16 protein-coding genes are annotated in these 12,003 nt (G+C 48.4%); 3 read left to right on the top strand and 13 right to left on the bottom strand.

What is annotated here, in order from left to right; all coding sequences use genetic code 11:
* Positions 1-14: 14 nt before the first annotated feature.
* The 10 genes from P401_RS0102635 to aroQ all read right to left on the bottom strand — a co-directional run bounded on the left by P401_RS0102635 (position 15) and on the right by aroQ (position 7,957).
* On the bottom strand, positions 15-884 hold the full coding sequence (locus P401_RS0102635; RefSeq protein ID WP_029341097.1) for a polyprenyl synthetase family protein: 870 nt from the start codon (positions 882-884) through the stop codon (positions 15-17).
* Positions 881-1,102 (bottom strand): exodeoxyribonuclease VII small subunit, encoded by a 222-nt coding sequence (gene xseB / locus P401_RS0102630; protein WP_023467583.1) that lies wholly within the window; start codon positions 1,100-1,102, stop codon positions 881-883. The genes P401_RS0102635 and xseB overlap by 4 nt, the downstream gene beginning before the upstream one ends.
* Before the next feature lie 2 nt (positions 1,103-1,104).
* Positions 1,105-2,427 carry an exodeoxyribonuclease VII large subunit gene (xseA, locus tag P401_RS0102625; protein ID WP_029341096.1) on the bottom strand — a complete coding sequence of 441 codons (1,323 nt, stop codon included), beginning with the start codon at positions 2,425-2,427 and terminating at the stop codon, positions 1,105-1,107.
* Entirely contained in the window at positions 2,424-3,257 is an 834-nt protein-coding gene (gene folD, locus P401_RS0102620; protein WP_081834682.1) for a bifunctional methylenetetrahydrofolate dehydrogenase/methenyltetrahydrofolate cyclohydrolase FolD, read from the bottom strand. The genes xseA and folD overlap by 4 nt, the downstream gene beginning before the upstream one ends.
* A gap of 69 nt (positions 3,258-3,326) precedes the next feature.
* Positions 3,327-3,731 carry a transcription antitermination factor NusB gene (gene nusB / locus P401_RS0102615; protein WP_023467580.1) on the bottom strand — a complete coding sequence of 135 codons (405 nt, stop codon included), beginning with the start codon at positions 3,729-3,731 and terminating at the stop codon, positions 3,327-3,329.
* A gap of 121 nt (positions 3,732-3,852) precedes the next feature.
* On the bottom strand, positions 3,853-5,214 hold the full coding sequence (accC, locus tag P401_RS0102610) for an acetyl-CoA carboxylase biotin carboxylase subunit (RefSeq protein ID WP_029341093.1): 1,362 nt from the start codon (positions 5,212-5,214) through the stop codon (positions 3,853-3,855).
* Positions 5,215-5,229: 15 nt separating this feature from the next.
* A complete protein-coding gene (gene accB, locus P401_RS0102605; RefSeq protein WP_029341092.1) occupies positions 5,230-5,679 on the bottom strand; it encodes an acetyl-CoA carboxylase biotin carboxyl carrier protein in 450 nt (149 codons plus the stop codon).
* Positions 5,680-5,847: 168 nt separating this feature from the next.
* Positions 5,848-6,414, bottom strand: a complete 567-nt coding sequence (gene efp / locus P401_RS0102600) for an elongation factor P (RefSeq protein WP_023467577.1) — start codon at positions 6,412-6,414, stop codon at positions 5,848-5,850.
* A gap of 35 nt (positions 6,415-6,449) precedes the next feature.
* The gene (locus P401_RS0102595; protein WP_029341091.1) at positions 6,450-7,514 is read right to left on the bottom strand and encodes a M24 family metallopeptidase; all 1,065 of its coding nucleotides are present in this window, start codon (positions 7,512-7,514) and stop codon (positions 6,450-6,452) included.
* Positions 7,511-7,957: a type II 3-dehydroquinate dehydratase gene (aroQ, locus tag P401_RS0102590; RefSeq protein WP_029341090.1), complete on the bottom strand. Its 447-nt coding sequence runs from the start codon at positions 7,955-7,957 to the stop codon at positions 7,511-7,513. The genes P401_RS0102595 and aroQ overlap by 4 nt, the downstream gene beginning before the upstream one ends.
* 156 nt (positions 7,958-8,113) lie before the next feature.
* Between aroQ and P401_RS0102585 the strand changes: the two genes are divergently transcribed.
* Together P401_RS0102585 and P401_RS18220 are read left to right on the top strand one after the other, a co-directional pair.
* Entirely contained in the window at positions 8,114-9,046 is a 933-nt protein-coding gene (locus P401_RS0102585) for a DUF1385 domain-containing protein (RefSeq protein WP_029341089.1), read from the top strand.
* A 20-nt stretch (positions 9,047-9,066) separates the two neighbouring features.
* On the top strand, positions 9,067-9,609 hold the full coding sequence (locus P401_RS18220) for an SA1362 family protein (RefSeq protein ID WP_236627060.1): 543 nt from the start codon (positions 9,067-9,069) through the stop codon (positions 9,607-9,609).
* On the opposite strand, the gene hpt is transcribed toward P401_RS18220, so the two are convergent.
* The 3 genes from hpt to P401_RS0102570 all read right to left on the bottom strand — a co-directional run bounded on the left by hpt (position 9,528) and on the right by P401_RS0102570 (position 11,482).
* A complete protein-coding gene (hpt, locus tag P401_RS0102580) occupies positions 9,528-10,055 on the bottom strand; it encodes a hypoxanthine phosphoribosyltransferase (RefSeq protein WP_029341088.1) in 528 nt (175 codons plus the stop codon). The genes P401_RS18220 and hpt overlap by 82 nt on opposite strands.
* Before the next feature lie 149 nt (positions 10,056-10,204).
* Entirely contained in the window at positions 10,205-10,627 is a 423-nt protein-coding gene (gene mntR / locus P401_RS0102575) for a transcriptional regulator MntR (protein ID WP_029341087.1), read from the bottom strand.
* 24 nt (positions 10,628-10,651) lie between these two features.
* Positions 10,652-11,482, bottom strand: a complete 831-nt coding sequence (locus tag P401_RS0102570) for a lipoate--protein ligase family protein (protein ID WP_029341086.1) — start codon at positions 11,480-11,482, stop codon at positions 10,652-10,654.
* Positions 11,483-11,620: 138 nt separating this feature from the next.
* Between P401_RS0102570 and P401_RS0102565 the strand changes: the two genes are divergently transcribed.
* On the top strand, positions 11,621-12,001 hold the full coding sequence (locus tag P401_RS0102565; RefSeq protein ID WP_023467569.1) for a rhodanese-like domain-containing protein: 381 nt from the start codon (positions 11,621-11,623) through the stop codon (positions 11,999-12,001).
* Positions 12,002-12,003 lie beyond the last annotated feature (2 nt).

Below are 12,003 nucleotides of genomic sequence, written 5' to 3'. Positions count from 1 at the left end.
ATGCGTCGTCCTGCTTAATGGTCGCGCTTGACCACGAAGTCGAGCAGTTCCTTAAGTGTCGTCGCTTCGACTGATAATGCATCAATCGCTTGTTCCGCTGCTTCCACCTGAGCTGTCAGTGCGCGTTTCGCTCCTTCAAGACCCAGTAATTTTGGATACGTTGCTTTTTCGTTCCCTTCGTCGCTACCGACCGGTTTGCCGATTTTTTCAGCATCTCCCGTCACGTCCAAGATGTCATCTTGAATTTGGAATGCGATTCCGAGATGGCGACCGTATTGCTTCAAGTGATCAAGATCGCTCGAGCTGACCGAAGCAAGCAATCCACCCGCTTCGACTGCAAAGACGAGGAGTGCTCCTGTTTTCCGACGGTGAATCGACTCAAGCTCCGCTACGTCATTGATGCCGCCGCGCTCTCCGAGCATATCGTCGAGTTGACCTCCGACCATACCTGTAGCACCTGCTGCTGCTGACAACCGTTCGACAAGAGCAAGCTTCACTTCTGGCGAAGCCGGTGTCTCAAGAAGACAGCTGAAGGCGTTCGTGAGCAAGGCATCTCCTGCTAAAATCGCTGTCGCTTCATCAAAAGCGATATGATTCGTCGGACGCCCTCGACGCAGATCATCATCGTCCATTGCTGGAAGGTCATCATGAATCAGTGAGTATGTATGAATCATCTCGAGTGCCGCAGCAGTCGCGTCACCTTTTGCACGGTCGATCGAAAAAGCATCGAGTACCGCATAAATCAAGGCTGGGCGAATTCGTTTCCCACCCGCATCGAGTGAATACCGCATCGAATCGCGTAAACGATCCGGTGCGTCGAGTCGCTCCATGAACTCTTCCATTTTGTTTTCGACTTGTGTCTTCCACTCATTCAAAGCAATCATTGCGCTCCTCCTTTTTCCCGAAGCGTACCATCTTGCTCCAGGATTTGATCGAGTTTTTTCTCAGCAACGGATAACTTCCCTTGGCAAAGAGCCGTCAGTTTGACGCCTTCTTCATATAGAGCCATCGCTTGTTCAAGAGGAGCTTCGCCCTCTTCGAGTAACGTGACGATTTCTTCTAATCGTTCCAGTGCTTCTTCAAAAGATTGTTCCGTCTCCATTCTTACTCCCCATCCTCTCGTTTAGCACGAATCGTTCCATCATGGAATCGGATATCGAACGAAGACGCTGTCAATGCCTTCGCGGAACGGACGATTTGTCCATCCTGTTCGACATACGTATAGCCGCGCATCAGAACATGCGTCGGACTGACGGAGTCGAGTCGCGCGAGCACATGACGCACCTGTTGTTGCTTCGATTGCAAGAGTCGACGAACGATTTCGAGTCGACGTCGTGATTGTTCAATCGTCGCCCGTTGTTGCACGAAGCGATCCCGCATCGGCACACGCATTAAGCGTGTGTCAAGACGCTCCACCTGTTGCTGGTGTTGCGCTATTACTTGCTTGATCTCCTTTTGGAGTGACATTTCTGCTCGGTCCAATTGTTCCTGCTTCAGTCCGAGTAGGACGCGTGGTGATTTCAGACCGTAGCTCGCCGCAAGCCGTGTCACTTGCTCCTGTTTGCTTTTGAGAAGTTGTGCATAGGTTCGTTCTAAACGACGCTTCACATCCTGCACCCGTCGAGTGAGTGCCTCTGCTTCCGGAGTGACAAGTTCTGCCGCTGCCGTTGGTGTAGCAGCACGAACGTCGGCGACGAAATCACTGATTGTAAAATCCGTTTCGTGACCGACAGCAGAGACGATCGGAATGCGTGATTCAAACACGGCTGTCACGACAGACATCTCATTGAATGCCCACAGCTCCTCAATCGAACCACCACCACGACCAATGATCAACACATCACAGGCAGCATGCTCATTCATCAGCTGAATGGCACGGCTGATTTGTGGTGCCGCATCCGCTCCTTGTACAAGGACCGGGGCGAAGACGATGGCCGCTTGCGGATAACGGCGCCGGAGTGTCGTTGCGATGTCATGAAGCGCCGCTCCTTTTGGAGATGTAATGATTCCGATGCGTTCCGGAAAAGCTGGCAACGGCTGTTTGATTGCTGGATCAAACCAACCACGCTCTTCTAGATCCATCTTCAAGCGTGAGAACGCCTCATACAGCGCTCCTACACCGTCTTCCGTCATCCGTTCGACATAGAGTTGCATCTCTCCAGAAGAGACGTAGACGGATAAGCGTGCCGTAACGACAACACGCATCCCATCGCGAACGTCTGCTTTGACGCGACTCGCATCCCGGGCAAACATGACGGCTTTCATCCGTGATTGCTCATCCTTCAACGTAAAATAAAGGTGACCGGAAGAGTGTCGTTTAAAATTCGACACTTCTCCCACCACCTGGACTTGTTGCAGAAGGGCGTCGCCTTCTAGTTCACGTTTGACATAGTGGACTAAATCGGAAACGTGAAGAGGTTCGCTCATCGCGCAGCCTCAATCGTATTATGCAGTAGCATCGTGATCGTCATCGGACCAACGCCACCCGGAACAGGTGTGATCATCGATGCAACATCTTGTACTGTATCAAACTCGACATCACCGACGAGTTTGCCATCGACACGGTTGACACCAACATCAATGACGACAGCATCCGGTTTCACCATATCCGCAGTAATCAGCTTCGGTACACCGACTGCGACGATCAAGATATCCGCTTGACGCGTCATCGCACCGAGGTCTTTCGTTTTTGAATGACAATAGGAAACGGTAGCCGATTCATTCAAGAACAACATACCAACGGGTTTACCGACGATTTGGCTACGACCGACGACAACGACGTGTTGACCGGCAATCGGTACGTTCATCTCTTTGACAAGATGAAGAATGCCGTTTGGTGTACACGGTAAAAATGTCGGTTCACCAATCATCATTTTCCCGACAGAGACAGGATGAAATCCATCGACGTCCTTTTCAGGAGAAATCGCAAAAATGACTTTGCTCTCATCAATATGGTCAGGCAACGGCAATTGGACGAGAATCCCATGGACACTCGCATCAACATTCAGACGTTCGATCAAGTGAAGAAGCTCTGATTCCGTTGTTTCTGCCCGAAGTCGGATCAACTCCGAATCCATGCCGATTTCCTTCGCCGCCTTTTCTTTACCACGTACATAGGACTGACTAGCAGGATCTTCGCCAATCAGGATGACAGTCAATTGCGGTTGAATCCGCTGTTCTTTCAGACGTGCGACTTCTTCTTTCAGCTTCATACGATATGAATGGGCTACCTGTTTTCCATCGATTACTACTGCCATGATTTGTCCACTCCCCCAAAAAGTTCGATTCACTCTTCTGTCTGTTTGTCTCTATTCGGTTTTACAGGTTTATGAATTTTCTTTGACGACGCCTTGTGCGACTTTACCAAGAACACCGTTGACGATTTTCGTCGCTTCTTCATCTGCGAACGCTTTCGTCAATTCAATCGCTTCGTTGATCGTCACTCGAACAGGAATGTTCGTTTCGAACAATAATTCGTAGACGGCTAAGCGAAGAATAGTCCGCTCGATGTTTCCGAGTCGTTCGAATGACCAGTTGACGAGTGCTTCACGAATGTGCTGATCAATCGTTGCTTTGTTTGTTTCGACGCCATTCACCAATTGCTCGACGAATGTGTCATATTCCTTACCTTCTACCGCGAATTCAATGGCCTCTTGTGCAGTCAGATCCGAAAGCTCCATTTGGAACAAAGATTGGACTGCGAGTTCGCGTGCCATGTGTCGTTTCATCATGATTTTGCGTGCTCCTTTTTTTGTCGTTCTCAATCAGTTAGTTTAGCACATTCCTCTTTTAAAAAACATAGAGAACGCCAAAAAAAAGACGGGAGTTCGTCGCACAAACTCCCGTCCTGATTCAGTTAACGATCGTACCTTTTAGCTCACGCTCTGCGAATTTCGTCGTGAACGTACCACGTCGGAATACCGGGTGACTAAGAACACGTTCGTGGAACGGGATCGTCGTTTTGACACCTTCGATCCAAAATTCAGCCAGTGCACGTTCCATCTTCGCACATGCTTCTTCCCGTGTTTCCGCATGGACGATCAACTTCGCGACCATCGAGTCATAGTAAGGCGGAATCATGTACCCCGGATAGACCGCGCTATCGATACGTACGCCCATTCCGCCTGGTGTCACGTATTGTGTGACACGTCCAGCAGACGGACGGAAATCATGGTCTGGATCCTCGGCATTGATCCGGCATTCGATCGAATGACCGTGGAACTTGATATCCTTTTGTTTGACGGCAAGCGGATGATCAAGCGCCACTTGCAATTGCGCTTGAACGAGGTCGAACCCAGTGATCATTTCCGTTACCGGGTGTTCGACTTGAATGCGCGTATTCATCTCCATGAAGAAGAATTCTTCGGTCTCTTCGACAAAAATGAATTCGATCGTTCCTGCTCCCGTGTACTGAATCGCTTTTGCGGCTTTTGCGGCTTTTACGGCAGCCTCACCCATCTTCAATCGTGTCGCTTCACTGACCGCAGGTGACGGCGCTTCCTCGATCAGTTTTTGCATCCGACGCTGGACGGTACAATCCCGTTCACCAAGGTGAATGACATTCCCGTGTCGGTCAGCGAGGACTTGTACCTCGACATGGCGGAATTCTTCGATGAAGCGTTCTAAATAGACATCCCCGTTTCCGAAAGCTTGTTTTGCTTCACGACGTGTCTCACTTAGCCCGTTGATCAGCTCTTCTTCCGAACGAGCGACCCGAATCCCTTTACCTCCACCACCGGCTGTTGCTTTGATGATGACTGGATAACCAATTTCTTGCGCCAGTGCGACCGCTTCTTCGTCCGTGACCGTTCCATCCGAACCCGGCACGACAGGCACTCCACACTCGATCATCGTCTTCTTCGCGACGTCCTTGATCCCCATCTGACGGATCGCATCCGACGTCGGACCAACGAACTTGATTCCGCACGCTTCACACATCTCAGCAAAATCAACGTTCTCGGCTAGGAAACCGTAACCCGGGTGGATCATCGTTACTTGACGGTTCGTTGCGATTGCGAGGATATTCGTAACGTTTAAGTAGGATGAAGCAGAACTCGCCTCACCGATGCAGTACGCCTCATCGGCTAAACGAACGTGTAAGGCTTCCTTATCTGCCGTCGAGTAGACAGCAACGGTCTGTATTCCAAGTTCCTTTGCCGCTCGAATGATGCGGACGGCGATTTCTCCACGGTTGGCAATCAATAATTTTTCCATGCTGTTCCCCCCCGTTTACGGACGGATCCGGAAGAGTGGTTGACCAAATTCAACGAGATCTCCATCGGCGACAAGAATCTCGACGACCGTTCCAGATACTTCCGAGTTTAAGTTGTTGAAGAGTTTCATCGCTTCAAGGACACAGACGATCTGACCTACTTCAATCTGATCCCCGACTTTGACGTATGCCGGTTTATCCGGATTCGGACGTGAATAGAACGTTCCGACCATCAAGGCATTGATCGTGACCGTATCATCCGCAGTCGCCTCTTCCTCGACTGGTGCCGCTGCTTGCTTCACAGGAGCAGGTGCCGCCACTGGAGCAGCGGGTGCTTGGTGCGAGACCGTCACCGTTTCTCCTTGTTTCTTCAACTTTAATTTATACGTATCCGTCTCGAGTGAGAGTTCATTTACACTCGACTGATCGAGCATTTCGAGTACTTGTTTCAGCTGATCGATTTTCATCTGTCATTCTTCCCCCATCTATGCTGTATTCACAATTATTATACCAGGTGCTAATGCCTACTCAAATACTTATATTAACTGGTCATACCATTGGATGCAAGTCAAGCTGGATGAAAAAAGACGTCTCTCGACCTGATAGAAGGTGAGAGACGTCTTGTCGTTTCAATATTATCCGTTGTAACGACCTGTGAAATCACCTGTACGTGTATCAACCGTTACTTTTTCGCCTGCTTCGATGAAGAGTGGTACTTGAATGATGTGACCTGTCTCCACTGTCGCATTTTTCTTGACGTTCGAAGCTGTATCACCCTTAACGCCAGGCTCTGCTTCAACGATCGTCATGACGACTGTGTTCGGTAATTCAAGACCTAGGATTTCGCCGTTGTAAACCGCGATTTGAACTTCCATGTTTTCAAGCAAGTATGGAAGAGCTGCTTCGACTTGCGCCGTCGTCAATTCCAATTGCTCATACGATTCTGTGTCCATGAAGACGTAAGTCTCACCCATTGGGTAAAGGTATTGCATCTTGTTACGCTCGATGTGTGCACGCTCGACACGCTCACCACCACGGAATGTCATCTCTTGGATGTTTCCGTTACGGATGTTACGCATTTTCGTCCGAACGAAAGCTGCCCCTTTACCTGGTTTAACATGTTGGAATTCAAGTACTTGCCAAATCATACCGTCTGAAGTTTTAATCGTTAATCCTGTTTTTAAATCGTTTACTGATACCATGAATGGTTCCTCCTAAAATGTCCCGTCACTCTAAATTAGAGAGTGATCAGTTCTTTTGGTGAAGACGAAAGAATTTCTCGACCTGTTTCCGTGATCAAGACGTCATCTTCAATCCGGCATCCGCCAACTTGCGGCACGTAGATACCTGGTTCGACCGTAACGATCATGCCCGGTTCAAGTTTCGTCTCAGAGCGGAACGACAAGCCAGGTCCTTCATGTACTTCTAGACCAATACCGTGTCCCGTCGAGTGACCGAAGTACTCACCGTAACCTGCTTCTTTGATGATATCACGTGTCAACGCGTCCGCTTCGATTCCAGTGATACCTGGTTTTAAGCCATCGACACCCGCTAGTTGCGCTTGTAAGACTGTATCGTAGATCTTCTGCAATTCGGCATTGATCGGACCGACTGCGACAGTCCGTGTGATATCTGAAACATAACCGTTCAAGAGCGCTCCGAAATCAAGCGTCACGAGCTCACCCGTCGCAATGACTTTCGAGCTGGCAACACCGTGCGGCAAGGCAGAACGATGGCCTGACGCCACGATCGTATCGAAAGAAGAAGACGTCGCTCCATGCTTGCGCATGAAGAATTCTAGTTCATTTGATACTTCAAGTTCTGTTCGTCCTGGTTGAATGTACGTCAAGATGTGTTGGAAGGTCGCGTCTGCGAGCTCCACCGCTTCCTTAATCATCTTAATCTCTGACGAATCCTTAATCAAGCGTAGGTTTTCAATGATTCCTGTCGTCGGAACAAGCTCGATTGCCGAAGCTTGATCGTACGCTTCAAAAGCACCGAGTGTCATCGCATCCTTTTCGACACCAACCGCGCGAACACGCGCTCCTGCCATCAATTCGCCCATCGTCTCTGGAATCGACCGTTCGATTTGGACGATCTCCATTCCTTTAACTTGGTCTGCCGCTTGCTCCGTGTAACGGAAATCCGTCACGAAGTACGCTTGCTCTTCTGTTACGAGACATGCACCACTTGAACCCGTGAAGCCGGAAATGTAACGAATGTTCTCTGCCTTCGTGACGAGTAATCCTGGAAGGTCCCGTTCCTTTAAAGCTGCTTGTAACGCCTCGATCCGTTGTTTCATGATTGATTTCCCCCTTGTTCTGATTGTTGTAAAGCTTGAAGTGCTTCCGTTGCCAGACGATATCCCGTCATGCCAAGTCCAGCAATGACGCCTTGACAGACGGATGCGATCATCGAATGATGACGGAAGGATTCACGTGCATGGACATTCGATAGATGGACCTCGATGACGGGTGCTTCGATCGCAGCGATCGCGTCACGTAACGCGATACTCGTATGCGTATAGGCAGCTGCATTGAAGACGATGCCGTCCGCTCCCCGTTCCTCGTGAAGAACATCAATCAGTCGTCCTTCATGGTTCGATTGTTCAAACCGAAACTGAATGTTCGGAAAATAAGCGCGAAGGTCGTGTTCTAAGTCGGCTAATGTCGCCGTTCCATATGTATCCGGTTCGCGTGTTCCGAGTAAATTCAAGTTTGGTCCGTTTAATATCAAGACACGCAAAAAAACACCTCCTCGAATTCCTTTTCATTGTATCATAACCCGATTTCCGACTCCTAAAGATTACCTCGTTTTGACGAGTCGAACATAGTTTTTTTAGCGTAAATCAAGTACACTGACGATACACCTAATTTTAATGAAGACGGGATGCGTTCTATTATGAAAACGACTAATCCGCCAGTCGGTGGTCAAGCCATCGTCGAAGGCGTCATGTTCCAAAATGCGACCCATGCAGTCTCCGCGATTCGTCGAAATGATGATTCGATCGAGACGTTTGCCCAGCAAAAACCGGTTCGACCACGAATCGCCAAAGGAAAACGAATTCCACTTTTGCGTGGTCTCTTTGCTTTGATGGAGTCCTCAGCGAATGGCGCAAGTCATATGAACTTCGCAAGTGATCGCTACGGTGTCAAACCGGGTGAAGAAGAACCGGAAGAGGCGACTGCCAGTCCTTTGACGAAATGGCTCGGCGTAGCTGTCGTCGGGATCCTATCATTCTTTTTCGGTAAATTACTCTTTACGTTACTACCTGCTTTCCTTGCATCGCTATTCGATGTATTTCCAGCCTTGTCTGGACATGTCATTCAAAACGTCATTGAAGCAACAATCAAATTAACGCTTTTGTTCAGTTATCTCTACGTGATTTCGTTGACCCCGCTTGTTAAACGACTTTTCCAATATCATGGTGCTGAGCATAAAGTCATCAATTGCGTCGAGTCAGGACGTCCACTTACGGTCGAGAACGTTCGCGTCAGCAGTCGGCTTCATTACCGGTGCGGCTCGAGTTTCTTGATCTTCACCGTCATCGTCGGATTTTTCGTCTATCTGATCGTGCCAACGGATCCGCTTTGGTTGCGTCTCGTCTGCCGAATCGCTTTATTACCGGTCGTCATCGGTCTTTCATTTGAAGTGTTACAGCTGACGAATAAAGCACAGCACATTAAAGGACTTCGCGTCATCGCCTTGCCTGGCCTATGGTTGCAGTACTTGACGACGAAGGAACCGGATGATTCACAGATCGAGGTTGCGATTTATGCGTTTGAAGCGTTGGAAAAACAGGAACATAACCTACATGAGAATGCACTGGGTTAATCGATAACAGGGGTGATATTATGATCAGACAACGCATTGGTTCTACATTTGCACTCGTCGTGTTACTGTTCGCTTTTGTCGGCTTCGGATATAAACTCGTCAACAATCCAAGTAGTCTGTTTTCACAATTGCTGTTCTTCGGGATTACCGCCGGGATTATCTTCTTACTCTTTAAGTTCCTGACTCGTAATCGAAGCGTCGGAAATGGTGCGAACGCTCAGTACCGAAAATCCGTCGCTCAATCAAAAAAAATGCATGGCTCTTCGAATTCTGTTCGCCGGACAGACTTTAAGAAAAAACCGGTCAAGTCTTCAAAAGCGCCGGCATCGAATAAAGTCAGACCGTTGCGGGATCGTTCAAAAGCGCCTCACCTGACAGTCATCGAAGGAAAAAAAAGGCAAAAAGAAAAAACGTGCTTTCTAAATTTCAGAAGTACATTAAAAAGGAGATTCGTCACGCGACGAATCTCCTTTTTTCGTGTTCAATCCGTTTCGACCCAACCGATATACGGTAAATTGCGGTATTCCTCAGCACAATCGATTCCGTACCCAACAACGAAGTAATCCGGAATCTCAAAACCGACATAGTCTGCGTCGAGTTCTACTTCACGACGTGCCGGTTTATCAAGCAATGTACACACCTTTAGAACTCCAGGTTGATGCAACTTCATGTGATCACACAAGAAATGGAGCGTCCGTCCTGTGTCGATGATATCTTCGATGACGACGACATATTTCCCTTGCACATCGAGATCGAGATCTTTCTTCAACTGGACACGCCCTGAAGAGACGGTCTTTGTTCCGTAAGAAGAGCACGCGACTGTATCAATTTGAACGCTTCCTTTGATTTCGCGCATCAAATCCGCAGCAAAGACCATCGACCCTTTCAACACGACGACAAGAACGATTTGACGTCCGGCAGCATCTGCTTCAATCTGTTGTGCTAATTCACGGACTTTTTCTTTTAGTTGTGACTCAGACACTAACTTTTCTTTAATCGTAATTTCCATGACCAGGTGCGAACACCCGTCACCCCCTTCGTCCATTTTCAGGCTCAGTATAACATAACACCTTTTAAATGCGCACTTTATCATTAAAATGTAATGGAATGTTCGTTTTTAAGGTAGGTTCTTAGAAAAAAAGTATAAAAAAACAAGCCTCAATCCTCTGGATGGGCTTGTTGATAGCGATGCAGTTCCTCTTTCAAACCAGGACGTTCTGCGAAGAACTGAATCATTCCGTTGATCTTATCCAACGCTTCGATACTAATATGATGCTCGATTCCTTCGACATCCTTATAGATCAGTTCTTCATCCACACCAACGAGACGAAGAAAATCTTCAAGTAAGGCGTGTCGTTCCACGAGACGCTTTCCGATTTTGCGTCCTTTAGGCGTCAGCATGAGACCCGGATACTTTTCATAAACGAGATACGTCTCCCGGTCGAGCTTTTGAACCATCTTTGTTACCGACGACGGGTGAACGCCTAACGACTCCGCTATATCCGATACGCGGGCATACCCCTTATCTTCAATCAGTTTATAAATTTGTTCCAAATAATCTTCCATACTCGGAGTTGGCACGACATCACCTTCCCATTTCATTCATTAGCGTTTCCAGTTCCACTCATCACTACGGTATTTCTCGGCAAGACGCTCAATCTCCTGCCACTGCTCGCTAGTGAACGTTAATGGAACGAACGACAAATCAAGCGCCTCTTCGAAGCCTTTCGTGAACGCTTCTCGTACCTCGTCAAATGCGACTGCGCGACCTGCTAGCTCATTCAAAGCGACAGCTTTTCCTGAAAAACGCGCTTTCATCCGTTCGCGCGTCGACTCATCATCATACAAGAAACAATCAAACAATTCACCTTCATCGACAGAGAGTGGGACCGAACCGTGCTGCAGGACAACGCCTTGATGGCGAACTTGTGCACTTCCGGCGACTTTCCGTTTTCCAACAGCGAGTTCATAATACGACGCTGCATCAAAACAAACGGCTGATTTCGGCTTCCGTAATTCTTCCTTTTCCTCTTCCGTCAACGGAACGGAAAATTCGACCGGAATGCCGAGGTGATGGTATCCTTTGCGAATTCCTTCCGTCAACATCCGATAACTTTCGATGACCGTGCGTGGTAAACCTTCTGTATCTTCCGGGATGACGACACTGTATGTCAACTCGTCTGCATGCAAGACAGCGCGCCCTCCTGTCATCCGACGCACGATCGGAATACCGAGCTCTGCAATCCGCTTTCGATCGATATCACGGGTTGCCCGTTGAAAATGACCAACACTTAATCCGTGTGGTTCCCATGAGTAAAAACGAAGCGTCGGTGCGATTTCACCACGCCCGACGAACTGAATCAATGCTTCATCAATTGCCATGTTCATTGCCGGCTCCATTGCCGGCGTCGTCAACACTTGCCACTCTCTGTTCACTTGAGCACCCCCAAAACGTTTCCGTCTTAGTGTATCAAACCCATTCTCGGTCGCGCAATCACGAGTCGATTGCCGAAATCGATTTCGTTGACTATAATGAAACAGAGGTTAAACGAACGAAGGGGTTGGAAGTCGAATATGGAAACTGGAACTATCATTACGATCGTATTATGGGTCGCGCTGATCGCCTACATCGCTTGGCGTTTCATGCCGGTCAAAGGCATCACGAAATTGTCGCAAGAAGAATTCCGTGCGAACTACCGTAAAGCACAAATCGTCGATGTTCGCGAGACACAGGAATTCAAAGGTGGACACATCGTCGGTGCCCGTAACATCCCGGTCAGCCAAATGAAGATGCGCTCGAAGGAATTACGAAAAGACATGCCGATTTACTTGTATTGTCAAGGTAGCATGCGTTCTTCACAGGCTGCAAAAGTCTTGAAAAAAGCTGGTTATACGAATCTGTATCAGTTAAAAGGCGGATTCAAGCAGTGGTCAGGAAAAATCAAACGGAGCTGATG

Origin of the sequence: Exiguobacterium acetylicum DSM 20416 (assembly GCF_000702605.1) — a bacterium.
Lineage (GTDB): Bacteria > Bacillota > Bacilli > Exiguobacteriales > Exiguobacteriaceae > Exiguobacterium_A > Exiguobacterium_A acetylicum.
The sequence above is the reverse complement of the archived record's forward strand: the minus strand, read 5'-3'. Positions and strand labels throughout refer to the sequence as shown.

Coding starts and splice junctions, on each gene's coding strand:
- P401_RS0102635 (WP_029341097.1), bottom strand. CDS start 884: ATGATTGCTTTGAATGAGTGGAAGACACAAGTCGAAAACAAAATGGAA.
- xseB (WP_023467583.1), bottom strand. CDS start 1,102: ATGGAGACGGAACAATCTTTTGAAGAAGCACTGGAACGATTAGAAGAA.
- xseA (WP_029341096.1), bottom strand. CDS start 2,427: ATGAGCGAACCTCTTCACGTTTCCGATTTAGTCCACTATGTCAAACGT.
- folD (WP_081834682.1), bottom strand. CDS start 3,257: ATGGCAGTAGTAATCGATGGAAAACAGGTAGCCCATTCATATCGTATG.
- nusB (WP_023467580.1), bottom strand. CDS start 3,731: ATGATGAAACGACACATGGCACGCGAACTCGCAGTCCAATCTTTGTTC.
- accC (WP_029341093.1), bottom strand. CDS start 5,214: ATGGAAAAATTATTGATTGCCAACCGTGGAGAAATCGCCGTCCGCATC.
- accB (WP_029341092.1), bottom strand. CDS start 5,679: ATGAAAATCGATCAGCTGAAACAAGTACTCGAAATGCTCGATCAGTCG.
- efp (WP_023467577.1), bottom strand. CDS start 6,414: ATGGTATCAGTAAACGATTTAAAAACAGGATTAACGATTAAAACTTCA.
- P401_RS0102595 (WP_029341091.1), bottom strand. CDS start 7,514: ATGAAACAACGGATCGAGGCGTTACAAGCAGCTTTAAAGGAACGGGAC.
- P401_RS0102585 (WP_029341089.1), top strand. CDS start 8,114: ATGAAAACGACTAATCCGCCAGTCGGTGGTCAAGCCATCGTCGAAGGC.
- P401_RS18220 (WP_236627060.1), top strand. CDS start 9,067: ATGATCAGACAACGCATTGGTTCTACATTTGCACTCGTCGTGTTACTG.
- hpt (WP_029341088.1), bottom strand. CDS start 10,055: ATGGAAATTACGATTAAAGAAAAGTTAGTGTCTGAGTCACAACTAAAA.
- P401_RS0102565 (WP_023467569.1), top strand. CDS start 11,621: ATGGAAACTGGAACTATCATTACGATCGTATTATGGGTCGCGCTGATC.